This window comes from Nocardia sp. NPDC059154 (assembly GCF_042755705.1).
GTDB lineage: Bacteria > Actinomycetota > Actinomycetes > Mycobacteriales > Mycobacteriaceae > Nocardia.
Genome location: NZ_JBHZCS010000038.1, coordinates 32,082 through 52,176, shown reverse-complemented (window position 1 = coordinate 52,176; position 20,095 = coordinate 32,082). Strand labels below are relative to the sequence as shown.

Annotated in this window: 19 protein-coding genes and 1 riboswitch; of the genes, 6 read left to right on the top strand and 13 right to left on the bottom strand. The window is 69.3% G+C overall.

Translation table 11 applies throughout. The annotated features are described in order from the left end of the window. Positions 1 to 12 precede the first annotated feature (12 nt). The 3 genes from ACFXN1_RS29480 to ACFXN1_RS29470 all read right to left on the bottom strand — a co-directional run bounded on the left by ACFXN1_RS29480 (position 13) and on the right by ACFXN1_RS29470 (position 2,261). Positions 13 to 1,293, bottom strand: coding sequence for an RNA polymerase sigma factor (locus ACFXN1_RS29480; RefSeq protein WP_379442619.1), 1,281 nt, complete (start codon positions 1,291 to 1,293; stop codon positions 13 to 15). 11 nt (positions 1,294 to 1,304) lie between these two features. Further along, complete coding sequence (locus tag ACFXN1_RS29475; protein WP_357011886.1) at positions 1,305 to 1,724, bottom strand: YciI family protein; 420 nt, start codon at positions 1,722 to 1,724, stop codon at positions 1,305 to 1,307. A gap of 120 nt (positions 1,725 to 1,844) precedes the next feature. Next, entirely contained in the window at positions 1,845 to 2,261 is a 417-nt protein-coding gene (locus ACFXN1_RS29470) for a serine hydrolase (protein ID WP_379442618.1), read from the bottom strand. 83 nt (positions 2,262 to 2,344) lie between these two features. On the opposite strand from ACFXN1_RS29470, the gene ACFXN1_RS29465 reads away from it, so the two are divergent. Further along, positions 2,345 to 3,715 carry a flavin-containing monooxygenase gene (locus ACFXN1_RS29465; protein ID WP_379442617.1) on the top strand — a complete coding sequence of 457 codons (1,371 nt, stop codon included), beginning with the start codon at positions 2,345 to 2,347 and terminating at the stop codon, positions 3,713 to 3,715. A gap of 21 nt (positions 3,716 to 3,736) precedes the next feature. Here ACFXN1_RS29465 and ACFXN1_RS29460 read toward each other — a convergent pair whose 3' ends face one another. Continuing rightward, positions 3,737 to 4,789: an AraC family transcriptional regulator gene (locus ACFXN1_RS29460; protein ID WP_379442615.1), complete on the bottom strand. Its 1,053-nt coding sequence runs from the start codon at positions 4,787 to 4,789 to the stop codon at positions 3,737 to 3,739. 4 nt (positions 4,790 to 4,793) lie between these two features. After that, positions 4,794 to 5,432 carry a TetR/AcrR family transcriptional regulator gene (locus tag ACFXN1_RS29455; RefSeq protein ID WP_379400954.1) on the bottom strand — a complete coding sequence of 213 codons (639 nt, stop codon included), beginning with the start codon at positions 5,430 to 5,432 and terminating at the stop codon, positions 4,794 to 4,796. Positions 5,433 to 5,513: 81 nt separating this feature from the next. On the opposite strand from ACFXN1_RS29455, the gene ACFXN1_RS29450 reads away from it, so the two are divergent. Both ACFXN1_RS29450 and ACFXN1_RS29445 read left to right on the top strand, forming a co-directional pair. Continuing rightward, positions 5,514 to 6,935, top strand: coding sequence for an amidase (locus ACFXN1_RS29450; protein ID WP_379442614.1), 1,422 nt, complete (start codon positions 5,514 to 5,516; stop codon positions 6,933 to 6,935). A gap of 130 nt (positions 6,936 to 7,065) precedes the next feature. Next, positions 7,066 to 7,419, top strand: a complete 354-nt coding sequence (locus ACFXN1_RS29445; RefSeq protein ID WP_379400952.1) for a hypothetical protein — start codon at positions 7,066 to 7,068, stop codon at positions 7,417 to 7,419. A gap of 60 nt (positions 7,420 to 7,479) precedes the next feature. On the opposite strand, the gene ACFXN1_RS29440 is transcribed toward ACFXN1_RS29445, so the two are convergent. Together ACFXN1_RS29440 and ACFXN1_RS29435 are read right to left on the bottom strand one after the other, a co-directional pair. Beyond that, on the bottom strand, positions 7,480 to 7,728 hold the full coding sequence (locus ACFXN1_RS29440; protein ID WP_379429231.1) for a hypothetical protein: 249 nt from the start codon (positions 7,726 to 7,728) through the stop codon (positions 7,480 to 7,482). Positions 7,729 to 7,735: 7 nt separating this feature from the next. Then, on the bottom strand, positions 7,736 to 8,431 hold the full coding sequence (locus ACFXN1_RS29435) for a PucR family transcriptional regulator (protein WP_379442613.1): 696 nt from the start codon (positions 8,429 to 8,431) through the stop codon (positions 7,736 to 7,738). Between the two features lie 306 nt (positions 8,432 to 8,737). Between ACFXN1_RS29435 and ACFXN1_RS29430 the strand changes: the two genes are divergently transcribed. Continuing rightward, positions 8,738 to 10,300 carry a xanthine dehydrogenase family protein molybdopterin-binding subunit gene (locus ACFXN1_RS29430; RefSeq protein WP_379442612.1) on the top strand — a complete coding sequence of 521 codons (1,563 nt, stop codon included), beginning with the start codon at positions 8,738 to 8,740 and terminating at the stop codon, positions 10,298 to 10,300. A 6-nt stretch (positions 10,301 to 10,306) separates the two neighbouring features. Here ACFXN1_RS29430 and ACFXN1_RS29425 read toward each other — a convergent pair whose 3' ends face one another. Further along, the gene (locus tag ACFXN1_RS29425) at positions 10,307 to 10,732 is read right to left on the bottom strand and encodes a DUF6636 domain-containing protein (RefSeq protein WP_379442611.1); all 426 of its coding nucleotides are present in this window, start codon (positions 10,730 to 10,732) and stop codon (positions 10,307 to 10,309) included. Between the two features lie 187 nt (positions 10,733 to 10,919). After that, positions 10,920 to 11,098, top strand: a riboswitch (M-box (ykoK) riboswitch). A gap of 340 nt (positions 11,099 to 11,438) precedes the next feature. Between ACFXN1_RS29425 and ACFXN1_RS29420 the strand changes: the two genes are divergently transcribed. Continuing rightward, positions 11,439 to 13,211 carry an NRAMP family divalent metal transporter gene (locus tag ACFXN1_RS29420; protein ID WP_379442632.1) on the top strand — a complete coding sequence of 591 codons (1,773 nt, stop codon included), beginning with the start codon at positions 11,439 to 11,441 and terminating at the stop codon, positions 13,209 to 13,211. 156 nt (positions 13,212 to 13,367) lie between these two features. Here the strand turns inward: ACFXN1_RS29420 and ACFXN1_RS29415 are convergent, their stop codons facing one another. The 3 genes from ACFXN1_RS29415 to ACFXN1_RS29405 form a co-directional block, all read right to left on the bottom strand. Continuing rightward, positions 13,368 to 13,643, bottom strand: a complete 276-nt coding sequence (locus ACFXN1_RS29415) for a hypothetical protein (protein ID WP_354834502.1) — start codon at positions 13,641 to 13,643, stop codon at positions 13,368 to 13,370. A gap of 248 nt (positions 13,644 to 13,891) precedes the next feature. Further along, positions 13,892 to 14,800, bottom strand: a complete 909-nt coding sequence (locus ACFXN1_RS29410; RefSeq protein WP_379442609.1) for a LysR family transcriptional regulator — start codon at positions 14,798 to 14,800, stop codon at positions 13,892 to 13,894. A gap of 46 nt (positions 14,801 to 14,846) precedes the next feature. Continuing rightward, entirely contained in the window at positions 14,847 to 15,401 is a 555-nt protein-coding gene (locus tag ACFXN1_RS29405) for an inositol oxygenase family protein (RefSeq protein ID WP_379442608.1), read from the bottom strand. A 184-nt stretch (positions 15,402 to 15,585) separates the two neighbouring features. Here ACFXN1_RS29405 and ACFXN1_RS29400 point away from each other — a divergent pair, with 184 nt between their 5' ends. Further along, positions 15,586 to 16,353 (top strand): glucose 1-dehydrogenase, encoded by a 768-nt coding sequence (locus ACFXN1_RS29400; RefSeq protein WP_379442607.1) that lies wholly within the window; start codon positions 15,586 to 15,588, stop codon positions 16,351 to 16,353. Between the two features lie 33 nt (positions 16,354 to 16,386). Here the strand turns inward: ACFXN1_RS29400 and ACFXN1_RS29395 are convergent, their stop codons facing one another. Both ACFXN1_RS29395 and ACFXN1_RS29390 read right to left on the bottom strand, forming a co-directional pair. Continuing rightward, the gene (locus ACFXN1_RS29395) at positions 16,387 to 18,069 is read right to left on the bottom strand and encodes a bifunctional metallophosphatase/5'-nucleotidase (RefSeq protein ID WP_379442605.1); all 1,683 of its coding nucleotides are present in this window, start codon (positions 18,067 to 18,069) and stop codon (positions 16,387 to 16,389) included. Between the two features lie 73 nt (positions 18,070 to 18,142). Next, positions 18,143 to 20,077, bottom strand: coding sequence for an AAA family ATPase (locus tag ACFXN1_RS29390; RefSeq protein ID WP_379442604.1), 1,935 nt, complete (start codon positions 20,075 to 20,077; stop codon positions 18,143 to 18,145). Between the last annotated feature and the right edge of the window lie 18 nt (positions 20,078 to 20,095).

Here is a 20,095-nt window from a genome sequence, read left to right as displayed (position 1 = left end):
CCGAGGAGCTGGTCAATCCAGTTCGGCAAGTTTGGCTTCGAGCAGGGTGCGTTCCTGGTCATTGCCGCACAGGGCGATGGCGAGGTCGAATTCGGTTCGGGCTTCGGCTGTCCGGCCCAGTCTGGCGAGCAGTTCCCCGCGGACGCTCGGGAGCAGATGGGAATTCGGAAGGGCCGCAGCCGATCTAAGGTCGTCGACGATGGCGAGGGCCGGGGCTGGACCCTCGGCCATGGAGACCGCGACGGCCCGGTTGAGGTCGATGATCGGGGACGGCGAGAGCCGGGCCAGGGCTTCGTAGAGCAGGACGATGCGCGGCCAGTCGGTGGCCTCGACGGAGTCGGCGACGGCGTGACATTCGGCTATTGCGGCCTGCAGACCGTAGGCGCCGAGGCCGCGGCCGATGCGGGCTGCCTGGTCGAGGGCGGCGCGGCCGCGGCGGATGGCCGCCCGGTCCCAGCGCATTCGGTTCTGGTGTTCGAGCAGGATCGGCCGGCCGGTGGCGTCGGTGCGGGCGGGGAAGCGGGCGGCGGTCAGTTCCAGCAGAGCCAGCAATCCGTGGACCTCGGGCTCCTCGGGGACGAGGCGGGCCAGCACCCGGGCGAGGCGCTGGGCTTCGGCAGCGAGGTCGAGGCGGATCAGGTGTGCGCCGGAGGTGGCCGAGGAGCCTTCGGTGAAGATCACGTAGACGACGTTCAGGACCGAGCCGAGCCGGGCGGCGCGTTCGTCGGCCGGAGGGATGGCGAACGGAACCTGTGCCACCGCAAGGGTTTTCTTGGCGCGGGTGATGCGGGCCTGCACCGTCGCGGTGGGCACCAGGAAGGCCTTGGCGATCTCGTCGCTGGTCAGGCCGCCGACCACGCGCAGGGTCAGCGCCACCTGTGCTTCGCGGGACAGCACCGGATGGCACGACACGAACATGAGCGCGAGCACGTCGTCGTCGATCTGATCGGGATCCCAGAGCGGTTCCGCCCCTGGCGTTTCCGCGGGTGTCCCGCCGGTGGCGACCCCGCCCTCGCCCAGGTCGCGGGCGAGGGCGCGGTACCGGTCGTCGCGGGTGGCGCGGCGGCGGAAGGCGTCGATGGCACGACGCCGGCCGACGGTGAGCAGCCAGCCCGCGGGATTGCGTGGCACGCCGTCGCGCGGCCAGGTCACCAGCGCCTCGGCCAGCGCCTCCTGGGCGAGGTCTTCGGCCAGGGTGAAGTCGCCGGTGTAGCGGGCCAGGGCGCCGACGATGCGCGCGGATTCGATGCGCCACACCGCGGCGACGGCGTCACGACCGGTGGGGTCGGCCATGGCTCAGCGGCTCACAGCTGCCCGGTGGCCTCGCGCCAGGCGCGTTCCTTCTGGATCCACTCGTTGTCCTGCGGGAATTCGTCGATGGTGGTGACGCGCCGGATCTCGGTCTTGAATCCGGGACCGAACGACGGCGCCCGCCTGGCCCATTCGACGGCCTCCTCCTTGGAGGCCACGTTCAGGATGTAGAAGCCGCCGAAAAGCTCCTTGGTCTCGCCGTAGGGTCCGTCGGTGACCAGCGGCGGCTCCGACGAGAAGTCCACCACCACACCCTCTTCCGCACTGTCGAGACCCTCGGCGGCCAGCAGGACCCCGGCCCGGATCAGCTCGTCGTTGAAGCGCCCGACGGATTCGAGCACCTTCTCGAAGTCGGCCTCGGCCATGGCCGCATTGCCCTCGTCGCTGGCGCGCCAGATCAGCATGTACTTCACGGGATTGTCCTCCTTGTCGCGGGTCGCTGTCCGACCCTCTCACACCAAGGTCGAACGACCTCCCCGACAGATCGACACGGCCGCGAAAAAAGATCGACAGGGCCCGATCGCCACGAGTGGTCAGCGACAGCCGCCGAGCTGTTGGAGTACCGCCCGGTAGCGGGTGTGCCATTCCGCGTTGCCCTGGCCAGCGAAGTCCCCGTCGCCAGTGAACTGCACGGTATGCGCGAGGTGCACGCCCGTCAGGCAGCCCGCGGGGCACGCTTCCATCCCGGCGGGCTGCCACAGCTGCTGGGAGAGAATCTCATTGAACGGCTGGTCGTAGACCTTCTCCAGCAGCCAGGCGAGCACCTGGGTGTTCGCGCTGTTGTAGTTGAAGTGGACGCCCTGGGGTTCGACCCCGGGCAGTGATTTCAGGAATTCGTGGCGAAGTAGCCGGCGACGAGCGTTCCTCGATGTACGAATTCGAGGGCACGCTAACGGCGCCGCGACCAACGGGGCGTCGAGTGTGCCGATCTGGTTGTCCGGTTTCCCCACTCTTCTGGCCGGATCGGCCCTCCTGGATTCGCGGCTCCGGCGGGTTGAATCCCCTCATTCTTCGGCACGCGAATGGAGAGTCCATGGCAGACAAGGAAACTCAACCGGCACAGCGTCGAGTGTGCATCGTCGGCGCCGGTCCGGCCGGGCTGTCCGCGGCGCGGGCACTGAAGCGGCTGGGCATCGCCTATGACCAGTTCGAACGGCATTCCGATGTGGGCGGTATCTGGGATCTCGACAATCCGGGTTCACCGATGTACGAGTCCGCGCACTTCATTTCGTCGCGGAAGACCTCGGGATTCTTCGACTTCCCGATGCCCGATTCCTATCCGGACTACCCGGGCAATCGGCAGATCCTCGACTACACACGGGCTTTCGCGGATGCCTACGGGTTGCGCGAGACCGTCCGGTTCAACACCGAGGTGACCGATGCAGAGAAGGACGGCGACGACTGGCTGGTGACCCTCGCGAACGGCGCGCAACATCGCTACCGGGCCGTCATCTGCGCCACCGGCGTCACCTGGGCGCCCCGCCGACCCCGGCATCCGGGCGAATTCGCCGGCGAGATCCGGCACTCGTCGGAGTACCGCAGCCCGCTGGAGTTCCGTGGCAAGCGGGTACTCATCGTCGGCCTGGGCAACTCGGGGGCCGATATCGCGTGTGATGCCGCAGCCAATGCGGCCGCCGCATTCGTCAGCATCCGGCGCGGCTATCACGTGATTCCCAAACATGTCCTCGGGATCCCGAGCGATGAGCTCGCCGATACCGGGCCGCAGCTGCCGCTCTGGCTGGAGCGGCCGTTCTTCCAGGCGTTACTCCGGCTCGTTCAGGGCGATCTCACCAAATACGGTCTGCCCGAACCGGATCACAAACTGTTCGAATCGCATCCGCTGCTCAACAGTCAGCTCGTCCACCACCTCCAGCACGGCGATGTGGCGATCCGGCCGGATATCGCGAGCCTGGACGGCACTCGGGTCCGGTTCGCCGACGGCAGCAGCGAAGCGGTCGACCTGGTTCTCTACGCCACGGGCTACGACTGGGCGATCCCCTATGCCGAGCGGCATTTCACCTGGAACGAAGGACGACCGGATCTGTATCTGTCCGCGTTCAACCGGCAGCATCGAAATCTGTTCGGGCTGGGCTATCTCGAGGTCAATTCGAGCGCCTACACCCTGTTCGATCACATCAGCAATGTGCTGGCGCAGTACCTGCACGATCAGGACCATGCCCCGGCGCGGGCGGCGGCGTTCGACCGCTTGATCGCCACCGATCATCCGAAGCTCAACGGCGGCATCAACTTCCTGCCCACCGCACGCCACCGCGCCTACGTCGACGCCCGCGCGTATCACCGCTACCTGGGCGCGCTGCGCAAGCGCCTGGGCTGGCAGACCCTCACCCCGGGCATGTTCGACGCGGTCGGATCCGCCCGCGATGTCCGGCAGACGCAGGCCTGAGCGCCCGGCACGGCACCGGGCTCACTCCGGTTCTCGCCGTATGGAACTCGGCGGATACCCGGTCCAGCGGATGTACGCGCGTCGGAATTCCCGGATATCGCTGTAGCCGACTTCACGGGCGACCGCGCCGATGGACAGTCCGGATCGGCGCAGCAGGAAGATCGCGCGCCGCTCCCGCACCCGGTCCCGCACCGTGCTGAAACTCGCACCGGCGGAGGCGAGTTGGCGACGCAGGGTGCGCTCGGTGACATGCAGGTGGGCGGCGACCTCGGCCATGGTCGGCGGATGGCGGAGGTCGCGCTCGAGCATCGCCTCGACGGCCACCACGATGTCCGGGGCCGGACGGCCGACATCCAGCAGCCGCCGGCAGGCCTCGATGGCGATGGTCCGGGTCGGCGCACTATGGGTGGGCATCGGAAGCTCCAGTGCGGCAACGGGAATGACCGCGCGGTTGGCTCCGGCGGAGAAGTCCACCGGGCAGCGCAGGAAGCGGTGGTACTCGGCGGCGTACGGCGGGGGCGGATAGCCGAGTTCCACCCGGGTCGGCGACCAGCCCGGGCCGAGCACCGAGCGCATCAGAATCAGCACGCTGCACAGCACTTCCTCGCACAGGAAGGCGAGCAGCCGGGGTTCGGGCCGGCGCTCGTGCAGCCGCAGCGCGACCTCCTGGCCCGAGCGCTCGACCTCCACATCCATCAGGGTCCCCGATGCCTGATGCAGATCGATCCCGACCGACAGCGCGTCGCCGACGGTGGCGCACGAGCGCATGGCCACCCCCAGCATCCCCATCGACAGCAGGCTGTCGCGCATGCCCACCCGCATGCCGAGCGGCCGGCCGGGCAGCGCCTCCACCGCGCGACGCAGGACGGTCACGGCTTCCTGGAACGACACCTTCACCGAGTCCACCGCGACCAGGCTGTCCGGATCCAAACCTGTTCCCGCGAACCAGGATTCGACGTCACAGCCGTCACGCCGCCCGATCTCGGCGACCCCGATCAGCACGGCGGGCGGAATGATCGGCAGGTCCAGCCGGGCGTCCACCCGGTCCCGGTGCCGCACGGCGGGGTCGGTCACCGCGCTACTCCTGCGGTGCCGGCTGCCGCCTGAGTTGCAGGGCCGGCTCGATATGCCCGCTGTCGAGCAGGAATCCGAGGAACATCGCACGGAAGGCCGCGTGCACGGTGTCCGGCGGCAGCGCACCCGGCGAGGCCAGCTCGTGCAGCGCGAGCCCATGCGCCAGCGCCGTGAAGGCAGGCGCCATGGCATCCGGATCCGGGGCCCCGGCCGCCCGCGCGCCCGCGGCGGCGGCCCGGCGCGCGGCGGTCAGCGCGCGGGTGACCGCGTCACGGGATTCCGGCCGACGCGCCGCGTGCAGGTAGGCCTCGAACAGCGCAAGGGTTTCCGGTGTGCGCGGCGTGGCGGCCGCGGTGAAGGCGGCCGCGATCTCGTCGGGTGAACCGTGCGCCTCGGCGAGCGACTCCGCGATCGCGATCTGGGTGTCGGCATCCTCTTCGGTGTAGACGCGCAGCGCCTCCTCGGTCAGCGCGTCGATGGAGTCGAAGAAGTAGCCGACGGTGGTCAGCGGCAGCCCGGCCTTCTCGGTGACCGCTCGATGGGTCACCCCGGCCACGCCGACCTCGGCCGCCACCTCGACTGCGGCTTTGAGCAGGGCTGCTCGCCGAGCCAGGGCGCTCGGGCGATGGCGGCGTTCGGTCACGCCACCCACCCTAGTCGCTCTCTGTAATTCCTTACAGATTTACCTGGGCAAAGTCTGTAAGTTCTTCTAGGCTTGCTCGGCATGACGCCCCTCCACGCCTTTCGCGACGATGCCCTCGGCGAACACGACGCGGTTGCCCTCGCGGACCTGGTCCGCGCCGGCGAGGTGAGCCCGCGGGAGCTCGCCACCGCCGCCATCGACCGGGCCCGCGCGGTCGACCCCGAGCTGCACGCGGTCGCCTGCCCGCTCTACGACTCCCCGCGCTATGCCACCCGGCCCGGCAGCGCGCTGTACGGGGTCCCGACGTTCGTGAAGGACAACACCGATGTCGCGGGCCTGCCGACGAACCATGGCAGCGAAGCCTTCCGGGCCCGGCCCGCCGCGAAGGACGGGGCCTACACCCGCCAGTTCCTCGGCACCGGACTGACGCTGATCGGCAAGTCGCGACTGCCGGAGTTCGGCTTCAACGCCTCCACCGAGTACATGACCGAGCCGGCCGCGCGGAACCCGTGGAGCCTGGCCCATTCGATCGGCGCGTCGTCCGGCGGCTCGGCCGCGCTCGTCGCCGCCGGCGTCGTCCCGATCGCGCACGCGAACGATGGCGGCGGATCCATTCGCATTCCGGCCGCGTGCGGCGGACTGGTCGGCCTCAAGCCGAGCCGCGGCCGCCACGTGGACGGTGAACAGGTGAAACACCTTCCCGTTCACATGATTTCCGAGGGCGTGGTCACACGCACGGTCCGCGATACCGCGGCGTTCGTGGCCGCCGCCGAGGATGTGTGGCGCAATCCGAGACTCGCACCGGTCGGGGCGGTGCACGGACCGGCCCAGCGCCGGCTGCGAGTGGGGCTGATCATGCACAGTGTCACCGGCGCCGAGGTCGACGTGCCCACCCGGGCGGCGGTCGAGCACACCGCGAGCCTGCTGGAACGGGCCGGTCACATCGTGGAACCGATCACGCTGCCGGTCACCGCGCAGTTCGCCGCCGACTTCGTGCAGTACTGGGCATTGCTCGCCGATCTCGCGGTCAGCACCGGGAAGATCATCCTGGACCGGTCCTTCGACGCCGCCAAGGCCGACGGCCTCACCCGCGGCCTCCGCGACCATCACCGCCGCACCCTGCACCGCACCCCGGGTGCGCTGCGGCGACTGCGCCGGGTGCCGGCCGCCTACGCCCGGATGTTCGCGCGGCACGAAGTGGTCGTCTCGCCGGTGCTCTCGCACACCACACCGGAACTCGGATTCGTCTCGCCGACGGTTCCGTTCCCCGAATTGATCGAGCGGCTCACCGGTTACGTGGGCTATACACCGTTGAACAATGTCGCCGGAACCCCCGCCATATCGCTGCCCATGGGCCGAACCAGCACGGGACTGCCGGTCGGCGTGCAACTCTCCGGTGCGCACGGCGACGAGCGAACCCTTATCGAACTGGCGTATCTCCTCGAATCCGAACAGCCATTCCCGCGTATCCACCTCCCGACGGAGGGCCAATTGCTGGGATGATTCCCGAAATGACGCCTGAGAATCGGGCATTCTCTCCGAAATTTCAGGACATTACTCGCACGTAGCCGCAACACCGGGTGCATTCTGGACTACAGGTAAGGAGTCTTCTCGGTTCGAGGGAGGTAGGGACATGGTCAGGGTGACGGCGGTCAAGCCGAACGGAGAGCACTGGCATCCGCATCCCGGTGACGCCATCGAGGACCCGGGCGAAGGCCCAGCTCTGGTGCTGTGCCTGCTCGGCATCGCAAGCCTCGGCATGACACTCACTGCCGCCGCGTCCGGCTACCACGGCTGGGCGATACTGGGCGCGATCGCGACCGCGGTGCTCATCGTCTCGGGTTTGCTGATGATCCGCTTCGAATATTTCCGCGAATTCAAGCGGGAGCAGCGTGCCGGGCGCCAGGGGCACAACCCTCTGGTCCGCGGGGCATGGCGTCCGCGTCAGGTCAGTTCGTGGCAGGCGCGGCGTGGAGTCGAGTCGTGACCGGTCACCCGGCCACGACCCGGAACTGAACTACTGAACTACTGAACCGAAAACGATCGGCTAGTCGGAGGTGACGGAAAGCAGGCCGAATCGGTTGACGGCGGCGTGATTGTGGCCGTCGGCGCTCGTGATGACCACCTCGGCGGGATTGGTCAGGGCAATGCAGCAGAAGAGCCCGTCATCCTGCTGAATGCCGAGCGACAGGAACCGATGATTGTTGGCCTGCTGCCACTCGTCGAGAGCGGCGTAGAGCCCTCGCATGGTGGCACTTTCGAAGTAGACGACATTGTGCTTATTGAGTTCGGACACCGACCGATCATGCACCGGCCGCCATCAGGGCGGCCCGCAGATCGATGCGATCGTCGAGGCGGGACAGGTCGCGCCCGGTCAGGCGCTCGATCCGTTCGATCCGGTAGTGGACCGTATTGACGTGCAGGTAAAGGGCTTCGGCGGTGCGGGTCCAGGAGCCGTTGTGGTCGAGGAAGGCGATCAGGGTGGCGCGCAGGGCCGCATGCGAGTCGTCCTCTTCGAGCAGGGAACCCAGGACGCGGGTGCGATAGGCGTCACGGATCGGTTCGGGGACGCCGGCCAGGAGTTCGTGCAGGGTGGCCAGATCCTCGGCGGCGGTGACGCCGGAGCGCAGGGCGTGGGCGGCGCGGCGGGCGTGGGTGGCGCGGATGCAGGCATCGGGGAGGTCGGCGAGCCCGGACGCGGTCGAGATACCCACGGCGAGAGTCGCATTCGGGTCGCAGGCGGCGACCGTGGGGTGGGCCGCGCGCAGGCGGTCGAGCAGGTCGGGACGGTCGGGGATGAGGGCGAGCGCCTGGTCGCCGTCGGTCGCGATCGGGGTCGGCGCGTCGATCAGCTGGGCAACCAGCTCGCGCAGGGCGTCGGCGGCGGCCACGGGATCGCGGTGCGCGACGGTCGCGCACAGCATCCGGTACGGGCCGGGCTCGGCAGCGCCGAGCGAATCCACCTCCGTCGCAACGGAACCCGTCTGTGGCGCGCTCATCCGGAGTACGAACTCCGTTGCGGCACGGTCGCGTTCGTCCCTCCGCCAGCGTCCGGTCGCGGTACCGGCCCAGCACGTCGGCGATCTCGTGCACCAGTCGCGGCGGGGCGTGCGATCCGGCGGGTAGGTGCAGATACCACCGGTCGTAGGCGGAATCCGATTCCCCGACAGGATGATTCGACTCCGGCGCCCCGCGCAGTTCGCGCCGCACGGTCGCGGCGGTCGCCACCCGGGCCCCGGCCGATGCGGCCAGCACCCGCCCGGCCGCGGTGACCAGTGCGCAGGGCAGCCCGCCGAGCTGTGGAGATGCTGGTCGAGGACATCGTGGTGCTGGCGGCCCTGCGGTTGCGGCGGCCGGTGAAGCTGGAATACACACGCGCGGAACAGTTCTACGGTGCGACCACCCGGCATCCGTTCACGGTCCACATCAAGGCGGGCGCCCGCGCGGACGGCCGGTTGTCGGCCCTGCAGGCGCGGGTGGTCTCCAATACCGGCGCGTACGGAAACCACGGTCCGGCAGTGCTCTTCCATGCCGTCGGTGAGTCGATGGCGGTGTACCGCTGCCCCAGCAAGAAGGTCGACGGATATTCCGTCTACACCAATACCGTCCCGGCCGGGGCTTTCCGGGGTTACGGGCTCGGGCAGGTGGTGTTCGCCATGGAGTCGGTGATGGACGAGCTGGCCCGCCGGGTCGACCTCGACCCGCTGGTGTTTCGCGAGCGCAATATGATCGGCCCCGGCGAGCCCATGGTCACCCCCGGCGGCCACGAGGAGGATCTGCACATCGCCAGTTACGGCCTGGACCAGTGCTTCGGCATCATCCGCCGGGCCCTGGCCGAACCGTTTCCGCCGGCCCCGCCGGGCCGGCTGACCGGCAGCGGCACCGCCCTGTCCATGATCGCCACCGGACCGCCCGGCGGACACTACGCCGACGCCCGGATCACATTGCTGCCCAATGGTTGCTACGACCTGGCGGTGGGCACCGCGGAATTCGGCAACGGCACCACGACCGTGCACCGGCAGATCGCGGCTCAGGAGTTGGCCACCGTCCCCGACCGCGTCGCCATCCGCCAGTCCGATACCGATGTGGTCCGCCACGACACCGGCGCCTTCGGGTCCACCGGCACCGTGGTGGCAGGCAAGGCGGTGCTGTACGCGGCGCGCAAGCTCGCCGCCGCGTTGTGTGCCACCGCCGCAACACATCTCGGCGTTGCTGCCGAGGACTGCGAGCTCGGCGCGGACTCGGTGCGCTGCGGCGATCGCCGCATCTCCCTGCAGGCGCTGCACGAGTTGTCGGCCGAGTCCGGGGAATCCCTTGCCGCGGACGGTCATTGGGGCGGCACACCCCGCTCGGTCGCCTTCAATGCGCAGCTGTTCCAGGTGGCGGTCGATCCCGATACCGGCGAACTGCGCATCCTGCGCAGCGTGCACGCCGCCGACGCCGGCCGGGTGATCAACCCGATGCAGTGCCGCGGCCAGGTGGAAGGCGGTGTCGCCCAGGCGCTCGGCGCGACCCTGTTCGAGAATGTCCGCCTCGACGAGCACGGCGCGGTCACCACCGCGGCCTTCCGCCGCTACCGTCTGCCCGCCTTCGCCGATGTACCCCGCACCGAGGTCACCTTCATGCGCACCTCGGACGAAATCGGCCCGCTGGGCGCGAAGTCCATGAGCGAGAGCCCCTTCAACCCGGTGGCCCCCGCCCTGGCCATTGCCCTCCGCGACGCCACCGGCATCCGCTTCACGGACCTGCCGCTCACCCGGGACCGCATCTGGCAGGCCCTGCACAACCGCCGGACCCGCCTCCCGGTCCGCGCGGCCACGCCCAGCCGCGCCGAATTGGCCCTGCTCACGGACTATCGAAAGCCGTAGGGCCCGTCAGTCGATGGTGTAGGCCTGGCGGGAGAGGCGGAAGCCGTGGCCCGCCCCGGCGCATTCGACGTAGTCGGTGGTGCTCAGGCAGGTGAGGCCGCCGACGGTGACGTTCGTGCCGTAGTCGAGGACCGCCGCGGTGGATTCGACCAGACGGTCGCCGTGGCAGTGGAAGTCGACGACGCCGGTGCTCTCCAGGACCAATCGGTCCCCGTACTGGAGGTGGCAGCTCTCCGGCCGGGGCGGGGTGGCGTAGTCGTGCTGGGAGATCTCGCAGGCCGCGGTCGTCGCGGAGACGATGCAGCCGATATTTCCCGACGGTGTGCGGAACTGCACGAAGTCGGGCGGTGCCGCCTGGGCGATCGCCGGGCCCAGCGTGGACACGGCGATCAGGGCGGCGGCCCCGGTCAGGGCACGGATCGGAAATTGCATGTCGACTCCCCGGTTCGGCAGGTTTACCGGTTGATCGTCGCCACCGCCGGATGCGATAACGGACCCGGCGGCCATGAATGTTTGCCACGGAGTGGCCCTGGTCGGACCGGGTTGGGACACAAGGGATTACGAGGAACCGACCGGCCCGGATTTGACAAGCGGAACGACCGGGCTCACCATTGCCCAGTCAGCACCTCGCTAGGCGAGGCTCCTGTACGAACACAGGCCACTGATCCGACGACGTCGAGAGACGCCCAGGGTTAGGACAGATCACCCCGGATTAAGGGGTGATCCGAAGTGGCTTCCCGGGCCGCGAGCCCCCGGATACGTCGTGCAGTGCCGAAGCTCTGACGAGAGGGGTGCAGGGTCCACGCCATCGCGCGGGGCCCAGATCCCTCTTGCTGTGCGCGATGCGACACCCGATGTAGTGACGTCCACGTACGTCCCGGCGGCAAGGAGGTGAGGGACGAACAATGAGTTCCGGCGATAGTCCGTATCCGACTATGGATTTCACTCCCCCGACGTCCCCGGCTTGCCGCATTCCGGTCACCGGCTGACCCGTTTCCCGCACAGGCGTGCCCGGCGTTCCACCGCCGGTCGGTAGCCGCGCGTGCCCCGGGCCGGTCGATCCGTGCCCGAACTCGCTCGGCGGCCGGGCGTATTCCGCACGCCCGCACACCTGATGATCGAAAGCGAGGGACAGGCCATGGCCTTCTTCGCGAACGGCTCCAGCCGCCGCACCTCCACCGTCGCCGTGCCCGCCGCAGCCGGCCGGCCCGCCGCCGACATCCACCCCACCGGCGCCGTCATGGACAGCGCGCACATCGGCGATATCGTCGGCGCGCTCGGCTCCATCGGCCGGCACGACACCCTCGAAGGCCGTTCCCGCCTCCAGCGTTTCCGCATGCTGCTGGCCATCATCGGGCCCGGCCTGATCGTCATGGTCGGCGACAACGATGCCGGTGGCGTGGCCACCTACGCGCAGGCCGGACAGAACTACGGCATGGCGCTGGTCTGGACCCTCGTGCTGCTGATCCCGGTGCTCTACGTGAACCAGGAGATGGTGGTCCGTCTCGGCGCGGTCGCCGGAGTCGGCCACGCGCGCTTGATCTTCGACCGCTTCGGCAAGTTCTGGGGCGCGTTCAGCGTCGGCGATCTGTTCATCGTGAACGCGCTCACCATCGTCACCGAGTTCATCGGTGTCTCCATGGCGCTCAACTACTTCGGGCTGCCCAAGGGCGTCGCCGTGCCGCTGGCCGCGGTCGCGCTGTTCGCCATGGTGGCCGGCGGTTCGTTCCGGCGCTGGGAGCGGTTCCTGTTCGGGCTGATCGCGCTGAACATCGTCATGTTCCCGCTGGCATTCCTGGTGCATCCCAAGGCATCCCAGGTCGCGCACGGATTCCTGCCGTCCTTCCCGGGCGGGCTGAACTCGACGCTGCTGCTGCTCATCGTGTCCATCGTGGGCACCACGGTCGCCCCGTGGCAGCTGTTCTTCCAGCAGTCCAACATCGTCGACAAGCGCATCACCCCCCGCTGGATCCGCTACGAGCGCATCGACCTGTGGGTCGGCATCGTCGTGGTCATGGTCGGCGCGGTCGCCATCATGGCGGCGACCACCTTCGGCCTCGCGGGCACGGCCGCGGTCGGCAACTTCACCGATGCCGGGGCCGTCGCCCACGCGCTGCACGACCACGTGGGCACCACCGCCGGCGCGCTCTTCGCCATCCTGCTGCTGGACGCCTCGCTCATCGGCGCCAATGCCGTCGGCCTGGCCACCACCTACGCCCTCGGCGACACCCTGGGCCGGCGGCACTCGCTGCACTGGAAGGTCTCCGAGGCGCCGGCCTTCTATATCGGATACGCGGCGCTGCTCGGCGTCGCCGCCGCGGTGTCGTTCAGCCCCGATCATGTGCTGGGCCTGCTGACCCAGGGGGTGCAGGCGCTGGCCGGCGTGCTGCTGCCATCGGCGACGGTGTTCCTGGTCCTGCTCTGCAATGACAAGGCCGTGCTCGGCCCGTGGGTGAACACGGTCAGGCAGAACATTGTCGCCGGGGTCATCGTCTGGTCGCTGGTGCTGCTGTCGCTCGCGCTGACCGCGGCCACCTTCTTCCCGGACCTGACCACCACGACCCTCGAAATCGGCTTCGGCGCGGGCGCGCTGGTCGGTGTCCTGGGCGGGGCGGGCATGCTCATCGCCTGGCAGCGCGGCCGGCGTCGCCGGGCCGAGCGGACCGCGGCCGAGTTCGGCGGACTGGATCCGGATCAGGTGGAGGAACTGGACTCCACTCGCCTCACCAAGGCCGAGCGCAAGGCCATTCTGGAGGCGGACCGCGACACCTGGCGCACCCCCGCGCTCGACACCCTGGCGCGACCGGCGTTCTCCACGGCGCGCACGGTGGGTATGTTCGCCCTGCGCGGCTACCTGCTGCTCGCGGTGATCCTGGTGGGCGTCAAGATCTTCCAGTCCATCGGCGGCTGATCAACCACGGCGCGGCCGCAGTTCCCGCACATCGTCACCGATGCGCTTGGGCTGCGGCCGTTTTCGATGAAGTTCAGCAGGGTGCGGGATGAAATCGGACGGCACCACACAGGTTTGGACGAATCCGGTTCGGGGAATACCCGGGGTGCACGAACGTCAGAGATCGTCGAGATCGGGAATGGGGGGCAGAACCGGCTCTGGCCACTCCTCCAGGGTTGCCACCTGCAGGTGGATGAAGGCTGCGATGCGGTGTCGGGCCGAGGACGGGAGTCGCTCGATATCGGCCGGGCTCAGGACGTGCGCGCCGAAGGAGTGGGACTGTGGCGCTTCGGGGTCAGGCGATTCGGGAACAACCTCTAGCTTTGGCCGCGAAGCAGTGGCCGGAATGTCTGGCTCATCCGGGTCTGCAGCAGCGGCGGCGGTTCGCACCATGCCGTGACCATAACCCTTTGATAACGCCCACGGGGAGGCGTTGGCGCACTTGTGTCTTCGGGCTGCGAATTCAGCGAAGCCATTGTATTGGCGAGATAAATGTGCAGGCAGCGGCGGCCCTTCGGAAATTCGGTGGGCCTGCGCCGGAACACTATGGTGATGGGCGTCACTCTGTCAACACTTCGGACAAAACTCCCCGGAATGGCGCGAAACCCCCTGGACTCCCCCCGAAAACTCCCGCGGGCGATTCAGAGTGGGCGGCGCGCAATGGCATACAAATCACGCGCCGGACCGGTCGGCTTCTGTCCGATCGGCCATACCGCACGCAGTTGTCGTTCCAGATCCAGACCGGTCACCGTGGGCGATATCAGGATTCCCTCGGCCAGTTCGGTGGCCACCGCCAGGGAACTCAGCACGCCCGGCGCGATGCCGTCGGCAACGGCGGTCTTGATCGCAGTGGTCGAGGACAGCTCCAGCGCGACATTCGGCTCCCAGCCCGGCATTCCGGCGGTCATGGCGCGCTCGAAGGAGTTCCGGGTGCCCGATCCGGGTTCGCGATAGATGAGCGGGCTGCGCGCCAGTTCGGCCGCGTCGATCTCGGACCGGCGGGCCCAGGGGTGACCGGGCGCGACCACCACGACCAGCCGATCCCGGCCCACCACATGGCTTTCCAGTTCGGTCGGCAGGCGCGGGCTCTCCACGAACCCGATCCCGGCCCGGCCCTCGAGCACCGCCTTGGCGACCTCGGCCGAATTGCCCGATTCCAGGGCGATGGAGGTATCCGGCATCCGGGCCCGTAGGCCCACCAGCCATTTCGGGAACAGGTACTCCGCGACGGTCTGGCTGGCCGCCACCCGCAGCCGCGAATCCCGCTGCGCGCGCAGGCTGTCGATCCCGGCGTCCAGCCGCGCGGCCGCATCCACGACAGTGCGCGCCCATTCGGCGATGAGCGAGCCGGTCGCCGTCGGCCGCGAGCCGAGCGTCGTCCGCTCCAGCACCGGCACGCCCACCAGCTGCTCGAGGTAGCGGATGCGCGAGCTGGCGGAGGGCTGACTGATGCCGTGCGCCTTGGCCGCCCGCCCGAGACTGCCCAGCTCGATCACCGACAACAGCAGATCGAGGGCGGCCAGATCGGGGACGCGCGGGGACAACGGCACAGAGCGAGTCTATGCAGGCCGCCCGGCCGGGCCCGGCGACCCGCGGTCAGCGAGTGGCGGCCACCCGCTCGACCACCGGCCGCCAGGCCTCGAGGGGATGGACGGTCAGGCCGACCACCTTGCCCGCGTCATCGGCGCGCCGCAGCGCGAGGGCCGCGGCGAAATCGGGATCGCACTCGAACGCCGTGATCTCCGCGGGCGTCATGGGACCGCCCTGCGCGATCAGGGTGCGCCGGCTCGACGGCGAAAGCACCTCGGCGTGCACCGAATCCGTGGCCGCCAGATACCGCTTGGCCACCACGTGCAGTTCGACCAGCCGCGCGACCCGTGCGCCGAGCAGGGCGCGGACCGCGTCGCCGCCGTGGACTCCGTGTCCCGCGTCGTCGCCGGGCACCAGCACGTGCCCGATGTCGTGCACCAGCCCGGCCACCTGGAGTTCCTCGTCGCCGGGAAAGTCACGGCGCAGGAGCTCGGCGCACTGCCGGTCGTGGTCGAGGATGTCGACCGGATCGCCGCTGCGGTCGGGCATGTCCCAGGCGTCCGCGCAGCCGGCCAGCAGGGTCATGAGTTCGTCGACGGTGCCGATCGGCGCGCGGTTCACGCCCGCACCCTACGGGAATACCCGTGCCGCCACCCGGGTTGAAGTGGTTGACATATCAACAATATGGATTCGGGTGCGCCACCGAGCCGATTCGCAACACATCGGACACTATTCAGCAAACCAACTGTGTGACCGGCGAACGGGTCACCACGCCTGGCGCCGGTTCCTCTGGAAGGAGCCTCCCATGCACGACCTGAGCGGCAAGACGATTCTCATCACCGGCGCGGCCCGGGGCATCGGCGCCGCGGCCGCCCGGCAGGCGGTCGGGGCCGGGGCGAATGTCGTGATCGCCGACGTGCTCGACGAGGAGGGCAAGGCGCTCGCGGCCGAATTGGGCTCGCGGGCCGCCTATCAGCACCTCGACGTCACCTCCGAACTCGACTGGACCACCGCGCTGGCCGCGGCCTGCGACGCCTTCGGCGGCAGCGTGCACGGCCTGGTGAACAATGCCGGCATCTCGACCGGGGAGCTGCTGGCCAATGAATCGGTAGAGCACTTCCGCAAGGTCATCGACATCAATCTGGTCGGCGTCTTCCTGGGCATGCGGACCTTCATCCCCGCGCTCAAGCAGGCGGGCGGCGGATCGATCGTCAATATCTCCTCCGCCGCCGGGCTCATGGGCCTGGCCCTGACCGGCAGCTACGGCGCCTCCAAGTGGGCGGTGCGGGGGATCTCCAAGGTGGCCGCCATCGAGAACGGCACCGACCGGATTCGAGTGAACTCCGTGCACCCGGGCATGACCTACACACCGATGACCGCACAGGTCGGCATCCAGCAGGGTGAGGGCGGCTATCCCAATACCCCGATGGGCCGGGTCGGCGAGGCCGATGAGATCGCCTCGGCCATCGTCTTCCTGCTCTCGGACGCGTCCTCCTACGTCACCGGCGCGGAACTCGCGGTGGACGGCGGCTGGACCGCCGGCCCGACGGTGAAATACGTGATGGGCCAATAGCACTCCAAGGCTCCCGGTCGAGGGGTTCCGGCGCTAGTGCTTCTCGATGCGGCTCGCGGGCGGGGTGACCGCCCCGCGGCCGCGCAGGTAGTTCTCCAGGGCGTCGAGATCGATGGGGCCGACCAGGGTTTCGCGGCTCTGCTGGAACACGGTGAAGCCGTCGCCCCCGGCGGCCAGGAAGTTGTTGGTCGAAACCCGGTAGACCGCCACGGGATTCAGCGGCTGCCCGGCCACCCGGACGCTGCCGTCGACCACCTTGTGTCCCTTGGGCGCGCCGTCGGAGTAGGTGTAGGTGATGCCCGCGACCGACAGCACGCCGGGCTTGCTGACATTGTCCCATTGCTGCTCCAGCAGATTCAGGATCTGCTGTCCGGTCAGCGCCACCGCCACCACCTGATTGCCGAAGGGCTGCACGGTGTATGCCTGCTCGTAGGTGATGTTGCCGCCGGTCAGCCCCGCGCGCACCCCGCCCGGATTCATGAAGGCCGCCACGGCCTGCACGGTGGTCATGGCGTCGAGCATGGCGTCGGCGATGACATCGCCGAGCGGGGAATCCCCGGCCGGAGCGGGCTCGGCGGGCACCGGCGCGGTGGCCTGGCCGATCACCCGCTCGGCCAGTGGTTTGGCTTGTCCGGCAAAGTAATCCACCAGCTGGGTGGCGGCGGGCGCGGGCGTGACATCGCGGGTGACGACCCGGTTGACGGCCTTCGCCTCGACCTTGCCGTCGTGGAAGCGCAGGGTGACGTCGGTGACGAGGCGGCCGAAGGAGGCGGCCTGGGTGACCACCTTGCCGTCCAGTGTGCAGTTGTAGGCCTGGTGGCTGTGCGCGGTGAGCAGCACCGACACCGCGGCATCGGTCCGGTGGGCCAGTGCCTGGACGTCCGGTGAGATGCCGTGGCAGCCGTTGTAATCGACCGGGCCGCCGTGGGTTTGCTGGGCGCCGCCGTCGTGCAGCAGCGCCACCACGGTTTCCGCACCCGCGGATTTCATCTCGGGCACGTACTTGCCGATGGTGTCGGCCTCGTCGCCGAAGCGGTAGCCGCGAATGCCCTCGGGCGTGACGATGTGCTCGGTGTCGGTGGTGACGACGCCGATGACGCCGATCTTGTGGCCGCCCAGTTCGAGCATGGTCCACGCCTTCAGCCCGGGCGGCAGCTGCCCGTTGCCGTCGGTGACATTGGCGGCCAGGTACGGGAACTTCGCCCCGGTGAACGGCTCGCCCGGCGTGCAGCCGTCGGCGGCGCATCCGCCCTGCTGGAGTCGGCGCAATTCGTTGACGCCGTGGTCGAATTCGTGATTGCCGACCGCGGAGGCCGCGACACCCACCGAGTTCAGGAAGTCGATGGTCGGCTCGTCGTGGAACAGCGAGGAGACGAGCGGGCTGGCCCCGATATTGTCCCCGGCCGACAGGATGGCGCTGTCCGGATAGGCCGCCTTCAGCCGCGCCAGATGTGCGGCCAGGTACGCCGCTCCCCCGGCGGTGTACGTCCCCACCTTGCCGTTGGCGCCGTCCGGCGGTTGCAGATTCCCGTGCAGGTCGTTGATCCCGAACAGGTGTACTTCACCCGGTTGCGCCTTGGGCAGGTCGCCGGTCGACACCAGCGGCACCGCGGTCGAGGTGGCGGGGGCCGGGTTGTCCGCACCGCCGCAGCCCGCCACCAGGGCCAGACTCAGTACCGCCGCGCACAGACCCAGAACACGCCGCCGACCGTTCATACCTGTCGACTGTGTCAGACGCGGTCGACGGTCGCACTACGACAGGGTGAATTCCGACGTCTCCGAGCCCTGTTCATCGAGGCCGCGATCCTCCCTGTTCACCCCGGCCACGGTCGGCGTGGTTCACCCAGGCCACGATCTGCGCGCGATTGGTGAAGCCGAGTTTGGTGAGGATGTGCTGCACATGGTTCTGCGCAGTGCGCTCGGACAGCACCAGGGCGGTGGCGATCTCGCGATTGCTCAGCCCCGCGGCGACCAGCTGCGCCACCTCCCGCTCGCGTGGGGACAGCACCGCCCGCGCGGACGCCTCGGCGGCAATGCTCCGCAGTCGGTCCGTCCACGGCGGCATGCCGATCGAGTCGGCCTGCGGCAGCGCGGCTTTCGCCAGTGCCAGCGCCTCCTCGGTCGCCCCGCCCGCCAGCAGCACCGCGGCCAGATCAGTGCTCGCCTCGACCACGAAACCCTGGGCGCCGATGTCCCGGCAGATCTCCAGCGCGGTCCGCAACTCGCGTTCCGAGGCTGCCGAATCACCCAGTGCGGCGGCGAATTTACCGAGCCAGAGCGGCACCGGGCCGAAGTAGTGCGCATTGCCCGCACCGCTGACGACGTGCCGATCGCGGTAGGGCCGCAGCTGGTCGGCGAACCACGCGATATGGGTGGTGTACCCGAGCGCCAGCGCGATGGATCCGCCGACGGTCATGACGATCAGCCGGAAGAACGGCGGAATGTCCCAGTCCGGTGGCGGTCCGAGGCCGCGGTACAGCCCCGCCGCGTCGTCGAGACGTCCGCTCTCCGCCAGGGGGAACGCGGGACCCAGCACGGCGAACAGCTGGTTGCGGACCTCGCCGCGCTGGGCGGCAGGCGGAATTTCGAATGCCTCGTCCGGATAGCCGCGGTGGTGGCCGATGGTGCCGAGCAGCGATCGGTAGGCGCCGAATCCGGCCGGATGGCCCAGGGATTCGGCCAGTTCCCGCGCGTGCCCCGCCACCCGCAGCGCATCGTCGAACCGGGCCCGGGCCTGGGCCTGGGCCAGCGTGGCCTCGGTGAGCAGCACGTGCCAGGTGGCCATGGGTCCCCCGGTGTGCCGCGCACACCACCGCAGCCGCGACAGTTCCGTCTCGACCGCGGTCAGATCGCCGCTCTCCCATTGATTGTCGATGGCCCAGAGCCGGCCCCACAGCTCGGTGCCGGGCCGCCGCGCGGCGATCGCGACGGGGAAGGCGTCATCGAGGATGGCGGCCGCCCGCAACATTTCCTGGGCGCGGGGTGGCGCGGTGGCGAGGCGGCCGCGCACCACTTCCCGCAGCGTGGCGGGCAGGCGCAGCTCGTCGCCGGCGGCGCCGCGCAGGCCCCGCCCGAGTTCCCTCAGATAGAAGGGGTTTCCACCGCTCATCCGGTAGGCGGCGGCGGTAATGCGTTCGGGCACGGCACGTTCGGCAGCCGCGCTCAGGCAGGCTGCGGAGCTGCCGTGGGACAGCCCGGTCAGGTCCAGGACGTCGGTCACCGGTTCCCGCAGCAGTTCCGGCGCCACGGCCCGCCAGCCCGCCTCGGCGTCGGCGGAGGTGTCACGGGCGTTGGCGCACACCAGGATTCGCTGCTCGCGCCAGCCCCGCACGATGTGCTGCAGCGCCAGCAGCGACGGCTCGTCGGCCCAGTGGATGTCGTCGAGCACCAGCAGAACGGGCTCGTCCCCGGCGAGCCGGTCCGCGAACCCGTCGAAGAGCCGCGTCCGGCCGGTCGCGGGATCCTCGATATCGGGCTCGGCTGCGTCGAAAGCCTGCCGCCACAGCCCGAACGGCGGAGCATCCCGAGCTTCGAGCGCCCGTGCCCAGAGCGTGCGGCCACCCCGCATTCGGACCCAGGTCGTGAGTTCACTGGCCAGGCGGGTCTTGCCGATGCCCGCCTCGCCGCGGCAGATGATCAGCCGCGGCGTGCCGTGCGCCGCCTGCTCCCATCGCCGGCACAGGTCGGCGAGCTCGCGCTCGCGCCCGATGAACTCGGTCGACACGGATACCTCCGGACCGCA